The organism is Streptomyces sp. ICC4, from assembly GCF_003287915.1.
Taxonomy (GTDB): Bacteria; Actinomycetota; Actinomycetes; order Streptomycetales; family Streptomycetaceae; genus Streptomyces; species Streptomyces tritrimontium.
Map to the genome: position 1 here is coordinate 5,286,645 of NZ_CP030286.1, position 12,397 is coordinate 5,299,041.

A 12,397-nucleotide genomic window follows, 5' to 3' on the forward strand; every position below is an offset into this window, starting at 1 on the left:
CCCCGGTCGCCTGGTGGCGGCCGGGGGCCCTGTCGTACGTGTACAGCCGCGCTACGGGGCCTGCGTGGCCCTCGCCTCGCGGCGGTTGTGGCGGAACGTGTTCGCGCGACGGGTCGTCGCGAACAGCGGGATCGTCGCCGCCAGGGCGATCTGGAGGGCGCACCCGGTCTGGAGCAGCAGCCCGCCGCCCGGTGCGTCGAACGCCCACGCCGCCAGCAGGCCCATGGCCCCGACGATCCAGCTCAGCATCGCCACCGCGAGGACACCCCGCGGCTTGGGGTACTCGACCCGGCTCACCATCAGCCACGCCACCCCGATGATCGCCAGCAGCGTCGGGATGAACGGCAGCTCCAGCAGCACGATCGAGACGACCGTCAGCGCGCCGAAGGGGCTCGGCATGCCCTGGAACATGCCGTCCTTCATCGTCACGCAGCTGAATCTCGCCAGGCGCAGCACCACGGCCAGCAGCACCACGATCGCGGCCAGAGCCGACATCTTCTGGACGGCGTCCACGGCGACCATGCCGTAGACGAGCACGAAGTAGGCGGGAGCCAGTCCGAAGCTGATCAGGTCGGACAGGTTGTCCAGCTCGGCGCCCATCGGGGAGCTGCGCAGCTTGCGGGCCACGATGCCGTCGAAGAGGTCGAAGACCGCGGCGAGCAGCATCAGTATCACGGCCGTGGCCGCACTGCTGCGGGCCATGCCGGACTCGCCGCTGCCGGTCAGGTGCGGAATGAGGATCCCGGTGGTGGTGAAGTACACCGCCATGAATCCGCACGTCGCGTTGCCGAGGGTGAGGGTGTCCGCTATCGACAGCCGCAGTGAGAGCGGCATGTCGTCTTCGGCGGACTCCTCCTCGGGAGCCTCGGGTACCCAGCCGGCCGACGGGTTGGCCGGGGTTTCAGGGTCAGTCACGGTCAATTCGGGTCACCCCCGCGGTGGTGGCCTGACCGACCTCGACCGCGACCTCGACGCCCTCCGGGAGGTAGATGTCGACGCGCGATCCGAAGCGGATCAGACCGATGCGCTCGCCCTGCTCCACCTTGGAGCCGGCCGGCAGGTAGGGGACGATGCGGCGCGCGACGGCGCCGGCGATCTGCACCATCTCGATGTCGCCGAGCTCGGTGTCGAAGTGCCAGACAACGCGCTCGTTGTTCTCGCTCTCCTTGTTGAACGCCGGAACGAATCCGCCGGGGACGTGCTCCACGGACGTCACCGTGCCCGCGAGGGGCGCGCGGTTGACGTGGACGTTCAGCGGGCTCATGAAGATCGCGACCCGGGTCCGCCCGTCCTTCCACGGCATGATGCTCTGCACCACACCGTCGGCGGGCGAGATGACCCGGCCCTGCGTGATCTCACGCTCGGGGTCGCGGAAGAACCACAGCATGCCCGCCGCGAGCGCGGTGGTGGGCACGGCTACTGCCGCCCAGCGGCCGGACTTGCGGGCCCGGGCGAGGCTGAGGGCGGCGGTGGCGACGGTCGGCAGAAGCCACGGCGATGCTCCGCGCGCGAGGCGTCCACCGAGGAGGCCGACGCGAGGTGCAGAGGTTTGGCTGTGGGGCATGGATGACCTTCGTAGCGGGTGGTGCCGCGCCGCAAACGGGGGGACGGGACGGCGGCTTTACTGGAATGCTATCGGTTGCACGCAACAACTGGGCAAGCCAGAAGCCGAGTCGATGACCGCCAGCCAGTGACTGCTAGTGACTCTTTTGCGGAAAACCGCTGGATGATTCCCCGCAAAAGGGACTTTCAGCCCTGGAGTCGGTACTCCTCGAGCAGGCGTCGCCCGATGATCATTTTCTGGATCTCGGCGGTACCTTCACCGATCAGCAGCATGGGCGCCTCGCGGTAGAGGCGCTCGATCTCGTACTCCTTCGAGAAGCCGTAGCCACCGTGGATTCGGAACGCGTCCTCCACCACCTCCTTGCAGTACTCGGAGGCGAGGTACTTCGCCATCCCTGCTTCGAGGTCGTTTCGTTCCCCGGAGTCCTTTTTGCGTGCTGCATTGACCATCATCGCATGGGCGGCTTCGACCTTGGTAGCCATCTCGGCCAGCTTGAACTGGATCGCCTGGTGCTCGGCGATGGCCTTGCCGAAAGTGTGACGTTGCTGGGCATAAGTGACACCCAGCTCGAACGCACGCTGTGCGACGCCGCAGCCACGGGCCGCCACGTTGACGCGGCCGACCTCGACCCCGTCCATCATTTGGTAAAACCCTCGGCCCGTCTGGCCGCCAAGGACCCGATTGGCCGGAATGCGCAGTCCGTCCATGATGAGCTCGGTCGTGTCGACGCCCTTGTAGCCCATCTTGTCGATCTTGCCGGGGATGGTCAGGCCGGGGCGCACCTCACCGAAGCCGGCCTCCTTCTCCACGAGGAAGGTCGTCATCGACTTGTGGGGCGCCGTGCCCTCAGGGTGTCCTTCGTCACTGCGGACCAGGACGGCCACCAGCGTGGACGTGCCGCCGTTCGTCAGCCACATCTTCTGGCCGTTCAGGACGTACTCGTCGCCGTCCTTCACCGCCTTGGACGTGATGGCCGACACATCGGAGCCGAGCCCCGGCTCGGACATCGAGAACGCGCCGCGCACCTCGCCCAGCGCCATCCGCGGAAGGAAGTACTCCCGCTGCTCCTGGGTGCCGTGCTGCTTGAGCATGTACGCCACGATGAAGTGCGTGTTGATGATGCCCGAGACGGACATCCAGCCGCGCGCGATCTCCTCGACGCACAGCGCGTAGGTGAGCAGCGACTCACCCAGGCCGCCGTACTCCTCCGGGATCATCAGGCCGAAGAGGCCGAGTTCCTTGAGGCCGTCGACGATCGCCTGCGGGTACTCGTCGCGGTGCTCCAGCTCGGTCGCGACCGGGATGATCTCCTTGTCGACGAACTCCCGGACGGTCTTGAGGATGTCCCTCTGGTCGTCCGTCAGGCCGGCGGTCTGGGCAAGTCGGCTCATGGTTCTACTTCCCCTGTTCCTTCAGCGTGGGGCGGCCGGGCTGCTCGCCGCCGCGCTCCTTGATGTACGTCTCGGTCGGGACCATCACCTTGCGCCGGAAGACGCAGACGAGGGTGCCGTCCTGCTTGTAGCCCTTGGTCTCCACGTAGACGATGCCGCGGTCGTTCTTCGACTTCGACGGGGTCTTGTCGAGGACCGTGGTCTCGCCGTAGAGGGTGTCGCCGTGGAAGGTCGGCGCCACGTGGCGCAGCGACTCGATCTCCAGGTTGGCGATCGCCTTGCCGGAGACGTCCGGCACGGACATGCCCAGCAGCAGCGAGTAGATGTAGTTGCCCACGACGACGTTCTTGCCGAAGTCGGTCGTGTTCTCGGCGTAGTTGCTGTCCATGTGCAGCGGGTGGTGGTTCATGGTCAGCAGGCAGAAGAGGTGGTCGTCGTACTCGGTGACCGTCTTTCCGGGCCAGTGCTTGTAGACCGCCCCGACCTCGAACTCTTCGTAGGTGCGTCCGAACTGCATGCTGATCAGCCTTCCGGGATCTCGAACTTGGTGGTGCGCCGCATCCCGGCCGCCCGGCCCTTGCCGGAGATGACCAGGGCCATCTTGCGGCTGGCCTCGTCGATCATCTCGTCGCCGAGCATCGCCGAGCCCTTCTTGCCGCCGGCCTCGGAGGTGCACCAGTCGTAGGCGTCGAGGATCAGCTCGGCGTGGTCGTAGTCCTCCTGCGAGGGGGAGAAGACCTCGTTGGCCGCGTCGACCTGGCCCGGGTGCAGCACCCACTTGCCGTCGAAGCCCAGGGCCGCCGCGCGCCCGGCGACCTCGCGGTAGCCGTCGACGTTCTTGATCTGGAGGAAGGGGCCGTCGATCGCCTGGAGGTCGTGCATGCGGGCCGCCATCAGGATCCGCATCAGGATGTAGTGGTAGGCGTCCGCGCCGTAGCCGGGCGGCTGCATGCCCACGACCAGCGACTTCATGTTGATCGAGGCCATGAAGTCGGCCGGCCCGAAGATGATCGTCTCCAACCGCGGCGAGGCGGCGGCGATCGCGTCGACGTTGACCAGGCCCTTGGCGTTCTCGATCTGCGCCTCGATGCCGATCTTCCCGACCTCGAAGCCCATGGTCTTCTCGATCTGCGTCAGCAGGAGGTCGAGCGCCACGACCTGCTGGGCGTCCTGGACCTTCGGCAGCATGATGCAGTCGAGGTTCTGGCCGGCGCCCTCGACGACCGTGATCACGTCGCGGTACGTCCAGTGCGTGGTCCAGTCGTTGACGCGCACCACGCGGGTCTTGCCGGTCCAGTCGCCGTTGTTCAGCGCGTCCACGATGGTGTGGCGGGCGCCCTCCTTGGCGAGCGGGGCGCAGGCGTCCTCCAGGTCGAGGAAGACCTGGTCGGCCGGCAGGCCCTGGGCCTTCTCCAGGAACCGGGGGTTGGAACCCGGCACCGCGAGGCAGGAGCGGCGCGGCCGCAGCCGGTCGACCGGGGAAGAGGGCGTGGTCATGCGGGGACCTCCGTGCTTGCAGCGGTGTTCTTGGTGTCGCTGGTTTCGGTAGCGGTGTCGTCGGCGTCGCCGAGCGGGTGGAGCTTGTTCGCCTTGCGGATCTCGTCGACGATACGGCCGATGATCTCCGTGATGCCGAAGTCCTTCGGGGTGAAGACCGCGGCCACCCCGGCGGCCTTGAGCGCCACGGCGTCGGCATTCGGAATGATGCCCCCGAGGACGACGGGGATGTCACCCGCCCCCGCCGCGCGCAGCCGCTCCAGGACGTCGGGGACGAGCGCGCTGTGCGAGCCGGACAGGATGGACAGGCCCACGCAGTGCACGTCCTCGGCCAGGGCCGCGGAGGAGATCTCCTCCGGCGTCAGCCGGATGCCCTGGTAGACCACCTCGAAACCGGCGTCGCGGGCCCGTACGGCGATCTGCTCGGCGCCGTTGGAGTGCCCGTCCAGGCCGGGCTTGCCGACCAGCAGCCGCAGCCGGCCGGAGCCGAGCTCGTCGGCGGTGCGGGAGACCTTCGCGCGGACGAGGGCCATGGGGGTCCCCTCCTCGGCGGTCACGGCCACCGGGGCCGAGGAGACCCCGGTCGGCGCCCGGAACTCCCCGAACACCTCGCGCAGCGCGGTGGACCACTCGCCGGTCGTGACGCCCGCGCGGGCGCACTCCAAGGTGGCCTCCATCAGGTTCTCGTCCCCCGCGGCGGCCTCCTTCAGCCGGTCCAGGGCCTGCATCACCGTCGGGAAGACGAACGGGTCGCCGCCCCCCTGCCGGTCCGCGGACTCCTGGCGTTCGGCCCGCCAGCGGCCGATCCGCTCCACGGTCAGCGCCTCGACCGCCGGGTCCACCGTCATGATGGCCCCGTCCAGGTCGGCGGTGAGCGGGTTCTCCTCGGTCTGCTGGAAGCAGTTGACGCCGACGATCTTGTCCTCGCCGGTCTCGATCCGGGCCCGCCGCTCGGCGTGCGAGGAGACCAGCTCGCCCTTCAGGTACCCGGACTCGACGGCCGCCATAGCGCCGCCCATCTCCTGGATCCGGTCGATCTCCGCCAGGCACTCGGCCACCAGGGACTCGACCTTGGCCTCGATGACGTGCGAGCCGGCGAAGATGTCCTCGTACTCCAGCAGGTCGCTCTCGAGGGCCAGGACCTGCTGGATGCGCAGCGACCACTGCTGGTCCCAGGGCCGGGGCAGGCCCAGCGCCTCGTTCCAGGCGGGCAGCTGCACGGCGCGGGCGCGGGCATCTTTGGAGAGGGTGACGGCCAGCATCTCCAGCACGATGCGCTGGACGTTGTTCTCCGGCTGCGCCTCGGTCAGGCCGAGCGAGTTGACCTGGACGCCGTAGCGGAAGCGGCGCTGCTTGTCGTTCTCGATGCCGTAGCGCTCGCGGGTGACCTTGTCCCAGATGCGGCCGAAGGCGCGCATCTTGCACATCTCCTCGATGAAGCGGACGCCCGCGTTCACGAAGAAGGAGATGCGGGCGACGACCTCGCCGAAGCGCTCCGGCGGGACCTGGCCCGAATCGCGCACGGAGTCCAGGACGGCGATGGCCGTGGCCATCGCGTAGGAGATCTCCTGGACGGGCGTGGCCCCGGCCTCCTGCAGGTGGTAGCTGCAGATGTTGATCGGGTTCCACTTCGGGATGTGGTTGACCGTGTACGCGATCATGTCCGTCGTCAGGCGGAGCGAGGGCCCGGGCGGGAAGACGTGCGTCCCGCGCGAGAGGTACTCCTTGACGATGTCGTTCTGGGTGGTGCCCTGGAGCTGGGCGATGTCCGCGCCCTGCTCCTCGGCGGCCACCTGGTAGAGCGCCAGCAGCCACATGGCGGTGGCGTTGATCGTCATCGAGGTGTTCATCTGCTCCAGGGGGATGTCCTGGAACAGCCGCCGCATGTCGCCCAGATGGGAGACCGGGACCCCGACCCGGCCGACCTCGCCGCGGGCGAGGATGTGGTCGGGGTCGTAGCCGGTCTGCGTCGGCAGGTCGAACGCGACCGACAGGCCGGTCTGGCCCTTGGCGAGGTTGCGGCGGTACAGCTCGTTGGACGCCTCGGCCGTGGAGTGGCCGGCGTACGTCCGCATGAGCCACGGACGGTCCTTCTGGCGCTCTGTCATCTCAGGCTGTCCCTTTGGCCTTTGAGGCGTCTCAGATGTTACGGAAGCGGTTGATCGCGTCGAGGTGCGTCGCCCGCATCTCGTGGTCCCGGACGCCCAGGCCCTCCTCGGGGGCCAGCGCGAGGACGCCGACCTTGCCCTGGTGGAGGTTGCGGTGGACGTCGTAGGCGGCCTGGCCGGTCTCCTCCAGGGAGTAGACCTTCGAGAGGGTGGGGTGGATCTTGCCCTTCGAGACCAGGCGGTTGGCCTCCCACGCCTCGCGGTAGTTCGCGAAGTGCGAGCCGATGATCTTCTTGAGGGACATCCACAGGTAGCGGTTGTCGTACTCGTGCATGTAGCCCGAGGTCGAGGCGCAGGTGGTGATGGTGCCGCCCTTGCGGGTGACGTACACGGAGGCGCCGAAGGTCTCGCGGCCGGGGTGCTCGAAGACGATGTCGATGTCCTCGCCGCCGGTCAGCTCGCGGATGCGCTTGCCGAAGCGCTTCCACTCCTTGGGGTCCTGGGTGTGCTCGTCCTTCCAGAACTTGTAGCCCTCGGCGCTGCGGTCGATGATCGCGGTCGCGCCCATCGCCCGGCAGATGTCCGCCTTCTGCGCGCTGGAGACCACGCAGATCGGGTTGGCGCCGCCGGCCAGCGCGAACTGGGTGGCGTACGAGCCGAGGCCGCCGCTCGCACCCCAGATCAGGACGTTGTCGCCCTGCTTCATGCCGGCGCCGTTGCGGGAGACCAGCTGGCGGTAGGCCGTGGAGTTGACCAGGCCGGGGGAGGCGGCCTCCTCCCAGCTGAGGTGGCCGGGCTTGGGCATCAGCTGGTTGGACTTGACGAGTGCGATCTCCGCCAGGCCGCCGAAGTTGGTCTCGAAGCCCCAGATGCGCTGCTCGGGGTCGAGCATCGTGTCGTTGTGGCCGTCCGAGGACTCCAGCTCGACCGAGAGGCAGTGGGCGACGACCTCGTCGCCGGGCTTCCAGGCGTTCACGCCGGGGCCGGTGCGCAGCACGACGCCCGCGAGGTCCGAGCCGATGACGTGGTACGGGAGGTCGTGGCGCTTGGTGAGCTCCGAGAGGCGCCCGTAGCGCTCCAGGAAGCTGAAGGTGGACACGGGCTCGAAGATCGAGGTCCACACGGAGTTGTAGTTGACCGAGGAGGCCATGACGGCCACCAGGGCTTCGCCCGGGCCGAGTTCCGGCACGGGGACCTGGTCCAGGTGCAGGGACTTGCGCGGGTCCTTCTCGCGGGTGGTGAGCCCGGCGAACATCTCCGCCTCGTCCTTGTGCACGGTGATCGCGCGGTAGGAGTCGGGGAGCGGCAGGGCCGCGAAGTCGGCGGACGTGGCGCTCTGCGACTGGATCGCGTCCAGGATGTCCTTCACGGTGTTGCCTCCGGCCGTGCGCTGATGAGGGTGCGCTGAGGGAAACGGGTTGCGTGGAGCGGTGGAGAGATGTTTTGGGGCGCCGTCGATTCGGCTGGGGTGCTGCTGCGCGTTGCCTGTGGTGGGGCGTTGCGGGTGCCTGGTGACGCAGGCGTCCGGGGCGCGTTCCGTGCCGAGTGGGCTGGGCCGCGGGGACATCCGGACGAGATTCAACGTATGGCACCCCGTGTCACTCAGCAAGGCACCGGGTGCCAAAACTTTCTCTCATTTGCCGATTGACCTGCACCGATGAGCGATGATCGATCAGAGTTACCGGCGAGTAGGGGCAACCCGGACAAACGAAAGCGGCCGCACCCGGAACGGGAGCGGCCGCTGTGACGCGAGCTACACGCGAGCCGCGCGTGAGGTGCACGCGCGCCGCGACGGGTACTACTGCTTGTTTCTGAGCGCTTCCTCGATGGTCCGCATGACCTCGTCCAGCGGCGCGTCCGTACGGGCCACCGCCACCAGCACCTCGCCCTGCGTGCGGACCGAGGCCGCGGGAGCCGCCGGGGCGGCCGGCACCGCGCTGAGCGTGCGCCCCGCGCCGATCCCGCTGCCGAAGGTCTTGCGCACGATCGAGAAGGCGTGGTCGAGCTGCGCCTCCACGTCCCCCTGGCCGCCCGCCCGCAGCCAGCGCCGCAGCACGTGGTTGTGGGCCGTGACCACCGCCGAGGCGGCGACCTCCGCCAGCAGCGGGTCGTCGTTGCCGTCGTGGTGGTCCTGCTCGTCGAAATGGGCCAGCAGGTAGCGGGTGAACAGCCGCTCGTAGCGGGCGACCGAGGCGATCTCCCGCTCGCGCAGCGCCGGCACCTCGCGGGTGAGCCGGTAGCGCTCCACCGACACCGCCGGCGAGGCGGCGTACATCTTCATGACTTCCTTGATCCCCCGGCACACCGTGTCGAGCGGGTGCTCGTGCGCCGGGGCCACGTCCAGGACGGCCTCGGCGCGGGTCAGGGTGTCGTCGTGGTCCGGGAAGATCGCCTCTTCCTTGGACCGGAAGTGCCGGAAGAAGGTCCGCCGCGCGACCCCGGCCACCGAGGCGATCTCGTCGACCGTCGTCGCCTCGTACCCCTTGGTCGCGAACAGCTCCATCGCGGCCGCCGCCAGCTCCCGGCGCATCTTGAGCCGCTGCGCGGCCGCCTTGGTGCCGGCCGGGCTCTCCGGGGCGTCGGAGGCCGAGGAGGCACGGGGCGAGGTCTTGGCGGGCTGGGACATAGAGCGAAAGTACTTCATTTGTACGGGAGAGCGCTCCCGAGGGGGGTGGGACGGGGATCACTCGGTGAACCGCCGGTGAGCTGTCGCCCCCGACGGCCCGAACGATGCCGCAGGCACCTGCTGCCAGGTACAACCCGACGTCGCCACGAACACGATCGCGGCAAGCACCTCCCGGTCGCCGTGCCTGCGCCGACCACCGCCCTGCGGCCGCGACGGCGCCTCCGGCACCACCCGCTGGAACAGCTCCCACAACTCGTCCGGCACCAGCCGTTCAACGATCCCCACCATGGCCGACAGCCTACCGCGAAGCCCAAATGAGATGACTTCTAAGCCGTGCCACCGCGGGCTGGGTGGAGGCCCGGCGAGATTCCGGATCGATGTCTGGAGCGCTGTCACCACAGAGTGCCGGAGCGGCTCGGAAGGCTTGCCCGGATGCTGATCGTGGTGTTGGCTGCTGGGGCAACTCGGGCGCCGACACACAATTGCCCGGTGAACTCCCCCTCGATCAGGCGGCCTTACTGGTCCGCCGTGACCTTGAAGCCGAGGCTGCGCATGACGGTTCCGACGTCGCCCTCCCCTGCCGCGACCGCGCTGGCCACCCGCCACCGCCTGGGCGGCCTTAAGTACACCTTCCGCCCCGAGAGCGAGCTCGGCGTCCAGGGCAAGTACCGGATCTGGTTCATCGTCGGCTCGCTGGTCGGCATAGCCGCACTGCTGGGCGGCGGCGTCCTGTTATGGGTGAACGTGCACTGGGGGGTTGCCATCTTCCCCTTGTGGATCGGCGTGGTCGCAGCTGGGGTGGCGAGCCAGAGCCCTCTCTACCGCAGAGGCCTCGCGGCCAGGCGACTGCACCTGCACGAGCATGGGTTGGTCGTGAACACGAGTGGCAGGAGACTGTTCGCGGTGCGCTGGGAGCAGGCGGTGCTCTACCAGCAGACCGTCCAGGAGGTGATCGACTACAAAGGCACACAGACGCCGGTCGGACGCACGCACAACTCCCAACTGGTCGCCCCGGGAGGGCAGAAAGCCCAGATCACGGACGTCTACGCCGACTCACCTACCTGGGCCCCGCTGATCGCGGAGGCCGTCGCCCGCGCCCAGGTCGACAAGGTGTGGAAGCTCGTCGGGGAGGGCAAGACAGTGGCCTTCGGCCCCTACAAGATATCCGGCGCCGGCGTCACGAACGCCGCCGGTGAGGTCCTGCCGTGGCGAGATGTGAACGAGGTGGCCGTGCGCGGGGGCATCGTCTGTGTCTGGCGAACCGGACGGACGAAGGCCTGGGCAGCGTCCCAGGCACACAAGGTGCCGAACCTGCTCGTATTCCTGACCATCGTGGACAACCTCCACCGCCAGTAGGCGGCCTCCAGACGTCACTGGCCAGCCGCAACGAGCCGCTCGGCCACGGCCCACATGATCAGACGAGGCCCGCCCAACCGGACTGCGCCGGGGGCCGGCAGGGCCGGCTCGGCAACTGACCTGCTCGAGCAGACGGCGACGGGCCGCACGGCATCCTCGGTGCGGCCCGTCGTCGTTTCCGGTCAGGGCGTGTAGCCGGACCAGTCCCAGCGACGCCGCTCCCCCGGGCACGGGCCGGACAGGGCCCGACCGCTGGGGCCGAACTGCCCGATCTCGGTCCTCAGCGCGACGCCTGTCGCAATCTCGTCCGCTGTCCAGCCGGTGACGACGAAGAGCAGTCCGCCTACCGGCCGCCGACGAATTCGGCGCAGGTGCGGCCTGGTTGGGGGCCGGGCCGGGGATTCCTGGTCCTTGCCGTAGATCCGGCCGCGCAGCAGTCTCTCATCTGTGTCCATGCGTCCCGGCTCCCAGCCACCCCGACTATCTAGGCTTGCCCAGGGCCGCCGGACTTGCCCATGCCGCCGACGGGAGACTTGGCTGGTGGCGAGGCGGCGTTCGAGGGGGGTGCGCATGCTGGGGCGGATACGGATGTCGCCGAGGAAGGTGGCCATGCGGGCGGCCTCGACGGTGATGGCTGCTTGGGCCTCGTTGCCGCGGCCTTCGGGGGTGAGGGCGTGGGTCGCGATGTCGCCGTCGGGGCGTTGGGCCCAGCCGCCGCCGATGCGCCCGTTCCACCAGAGGGTAGGTCCGATGTTGCCGTAGGCGTCGAAGAGTTCGGGAACGAGGGCGGGGTCGAGGTACCAGTCGCGGTGACGCCACCCCATAGGGGTGGGGTCGAGCCCGGGAAGCAGGACGGCCGCGGGTTCGGTCCGGGTGGGCGGGTCCAGGTGCTCGGGCAGCGCGTGCCCGGGGCCGTGGGAGAGGTCGACGTCCGCGGCACCGGTGCGGGCGATCGCTTTTCGGGTGTCGGTGAGGGTCCAGCCGGTCCACCATTTGACGTCATCGGTGGTGGCGGGTCCGAAAGCCCGCAGGTAGTGGGCGGCGAGCTCGGCTCTGGCGTCCTCGGCGTCGAGATCGGGGTGGGGTTCGGCTGTGGTCCAGCGGAACTGGGAGGAGGCCCAGGTGCCCAGGGGGCGGCCGCGGCGGATGCGGCTCTCGGCGGCCATCACTCCGAGTACGCGGCTGGTGATGCGCGGCGTGGCCGCGTACGGCTTGCCCGGGGAGACGGAGATCTGGGTCCTCAGGGCGGGTACGGCGTCGGCGAGCTGGGCAGCGGTGCCCTCACCGAGGTCGGCGAGGGCCGCGAGCACGGCGTTCTCGGTGGTGGCCAGCCAGGCTTCGCCGTGGCCGTGCTGTTCGCCCAGGACCTTGAGGAGGTTCCTGCGTTCGCGGGCCGCGACGGCCCGGGCGGTGGAGGCGTCGACGACGGGTGCGAGGTCGCGGGGGACGACGAACATGGTGCGGCGCATGCACAGCATCCGTACCAGAGACCGATCCTCGTACAGGGCCTGCTCCAGGAGCGCCGGCGCCGGGTCTGCCGTGCGTGCGGCCACCGACAGGTAGACGGTGGCGGGGTCGGTGGCGTGCAGGGCGAGCAGCGCGGCGGCGACCTGCTCTGGTGTGCGTGCGCGGGACGCCGGTGTGAGGAGGTGGGCGGTGGTGACGCGGGCGCGCCGCTACTCGTCGGTGATCTTCGCTCGGACATTGGTCATGGCAAGGGCCGACGGCCATCGCGGCCGCCTGGTGCCGTCCTTTCGCTGGTGCGGACGGGAGAAGGGGCTGCGCCCCGGACCGGGGGCGGTCCGGGGCGGAGCCTCGTATCGGGGGATCAGGCGTCCGGTACCCGGTGATTGTC

10 protein-coding genes and 1 pseudogene are annotated in these 12,397 nt (G+C 69.1%); 1 reads left to right on the forward strand and 10 read right to left on the reverse strand.

Features of this window, described 5'->3' with window-relative positions:
* Window positions 1-51: 51 nt before the first annotated feature.
* The 9 genes and pseudogenes from pssA to DRB89_RS24685 all read right to left on the reverse strand — a co-directional run.
* A complete protein-coding gene (gene pssA, locus DRB89_RS24645) occupies window positions 52-834 on the reverse strand; it encodes a CDP-diacylglycerol--serine O-phosphatidyltransferase (RefSeq protein ID WP_204358069.1) in 783 nt (260 codons plus the stop codon).
* A 73-nt stretch (window positions 835-907) separates the two neighbouring features.
* Window positions 908-1,564, reverse strand: a complete 657-nt coding sequence (locus tag DRB89_RS24650; protein ID WP_112450490.1) for a phosphatidylserine decarboxylase — start codon at window positions 1,562-1,564, stop codon at window positions 908-910.
* 185 nt (window positions 1,565-1,749) lie between these two features.
* On the reverse strand, window positions 1,750-2,955 hold the full coding sequence (locus tag DRB89_RS24655) for an acyl-CoA dehydrogenase family protein (RefSeq protein WP_112450491.1): 1,206 nt from the start codon (window positions 2,953-2,955) through the stop codon (window positions 1,750-1,752).
* 4 nt (window positions 2,956-2,959) lie between these two features.
* Window positions 2,960-3,472 (reverse strand): MaoC family dehydratase, encoded by a 513-nt coding sequence (locus tag DRB89_RS24660; protein WP_112450492.1) that lies wholly within the window; start codon window positions 3,470-3,472, stop codon window positions 2,960-2,962.
* A 5-nt stretch (window positions 3,473-3,477) separates the two neighbouring features.
* Window positions 3,478-4,452, reverse strand: coding sequence for a CoA ester lyase (locus DRB89_RS24665; protein ID WP_112450493.1), 975 nt, complete (start codon window positions 4,450-4,452; stop codon window positions 3,478-3,480).
* Complete coding sequence (locus DRB89_RS24670) at window positions 4,449-6,560, reverse strand: protein meaA (protein ID WP_112450494.1); 2,112 nt, start codon at window positions 6,558-6,560, stop codon at window positions 4,449-4,451. The genes DRB89_RS24665 and DRB89_RS24670 overlap by 4 nt, the downstream gene beginning before the upstream one ends.
* Window positions 6,561-6,591: 31 nt before the next feature.
* Window positions 6,592-7,929 carry a crotonyl-CoA carboxylase/reductase gene (gene ccrA, locus DRB89_RS24675; RefSeq protein WP_112450495.1) on the reverse strand — a complete coding sequence of 446 codons (1,338 nt, stop codon included), beginning with the start codon at window positions 7,927-7,929 and terminating at the stop codon, window positions 6,592-6,594.
* A gap of 429 nt (window positions 7,930-8,358) precedes the next feature.
* Window positions 8,359-9,186, reverse strand: coding sequence for a TetR family transcriptional regulator (locus DRB89_RS24680; protein ID WP_112450496.1), 828 nt, complete (start codon window positions 9,184-9,186; stop codon window positions 8,359-8,361).
* Between the two features lie 60 nt (window positions 9,187-9,246).
* Window positions 9,247-9,474: pseudogene (locus tag DRB89_RS24685) on the reverse strand (transposase); the annotation flags it as partial.
* Between the two features lie 264 nt (window positions 9,475-9,738).
* On the opposite strand from DRB89_RS24685, the gene DRB89_RS43120 reads away from it, so the two are divergent.
* Complete coding sequence (locus tag DRB89_RS43120) at window positions 9,739-10,542, forward strand: DUF6585 family protein (RefSeq protein WP_162688705.1); 804 nt, start codon at window positions 9,739-9,741, stop codon at window positions 10,540-10,542.
* A gap of 182 nt (window positions 10,543-10,724) precedes the next feature.
* Here DRB89_RS43120 and DRB89_RS24700 read toward each other — a convergent pair whose 3' ends face one another.
* Window positions 10,725-12,140 (reverse strand): winged helix DNA-binding domain-containing protein, encoded by a 1,416-nt coding sequence (locus tag DRB89_RS24700; RefSeq protein ID WP_112463415.1) that lies wholly within the window; start codon window positions 12,138-12,140, stop codon window positions 10,725-10,727.
* Window positions 12,141-12,397 lie beyond the last annotated feature (257 nt).